The 1,166-nt window shown below is 57.2% G+C and carries 1 protein-coding gene; it reads right to left on the bottom strand.

Features of this window, described 5'->3' with window-relative positions; all coding sequences use genetic code 11:
- A partial coding sequence (locus HJV72_RS18740) for an InlB B-repeat-containing protein (protein ID WP_208073367.1) occupies positions 1–1,166 on the bottom strand: 1,166 nt, incomplete at both ends.

Raw genomic sequence — 1,166 nt, 5'->3', positions numbered from 1 at the left:
GAATGTCCCGTCCACGTTCTCCTTGTAGTGCTCTACCCGGTACTTCGTATCGTCGTTCGCTATCGTGCTTCCTTCTATCGTCACGTTGTCAGCCGGCATCTTGAAGTCTTCCTTCTGGCTCCAGCCGCTGAAGTGGTACCCTGCCGCTACCTCCGGTGCAGGCCTTACCGTCACGTCGCTGTTGTATTCATAGGTCTCCTGGGCTCCATACTGCACGCCGTCCAGCACGTAGGTCACGTTGTAGCTGTTGATGGTGAATGTTCCAGTAATCGTGATGTCCTCGGTTCCCATCTTATCCGGCAGCGTGCCGTTCCAGCCGTTGAACGTATAGCCTTCCTTCGTCGGCCTATCCCTCAGCGGGTCGATGTCCTGGCCGTACTTGTAGGTGTCTATCTCTCCATACTGTTCACCGTCCACGAGGTACGTCACCGTATGCTCATCCCTCGCGTAGTACAGCTTCAGTACGAGCTTGCCGTCTCCCGTAATCGTCCCTTCCGTCACGTTCTTCTCGGACTCCTTGTCATATGTGAATCCTGTGAATGTCGTCGGGTTCGCCGTCGCCAGCGTATCCGTCTCTCCGGTCAGATCCTCTGTCAGCTCCACCGCATACTTCCCGTCCAGGCCTTCCAGATAGTGCTCTACCTTATACTTCGTGTCGCCGTCGGCCGTGAATGTTCCGGTTATCTCCACGTCCTCTGCCGGCATCTCGAACGCATCCGGGATGCTCCAGCCGCTGAACGTGTAGCCTTCCTTCACCGGCTCTGCCTTGATGCTTACCTGCTCGCCGTACCTGTAGCTCTCTGCGCCTTCATATGCCTCTCCGTCCACCTTGTATGTCACGTCGTAGCTGTTCCTCGTGTAGTACAGCCGCAGCGTCAGGCTTCCGTCTCCGGCTATCGTACCGGACTTCAGCGGTGACTCCCCGGCTTCCGGATCGTAGCTGAAGCCTTCATACTCCTTCGCCTCTTCCGTTACCGTCGTCCCGGTCGTTCCCGTCTCGTCCCTGCCTTCTGCCAGGGCGAATGTCCCGTCCACGTTCTCCTTGTAGTGCTCTACCCGGTACTTCGTATCGTCGTTCGCTATCGTGCTTCCTTCTATCGTCACGTTGTCAGCCGGCATCTTGAAGTCTTCCTTCTGGCTCCAGCCGCTGAAGTGGTACCCTGCCG

Origin of the sequence: Extibacter sp. GGCC_0201, from assembly GCF_017566055.1 — a bacterium.
Lineage (GTDB): Bacteria > Bacillota > Clostridia > Lachnospirales > Lachnospiraceae > Extibacter.
This window is presented reverse-complemented; position numbering and strand designations above follow the sequence as displayed.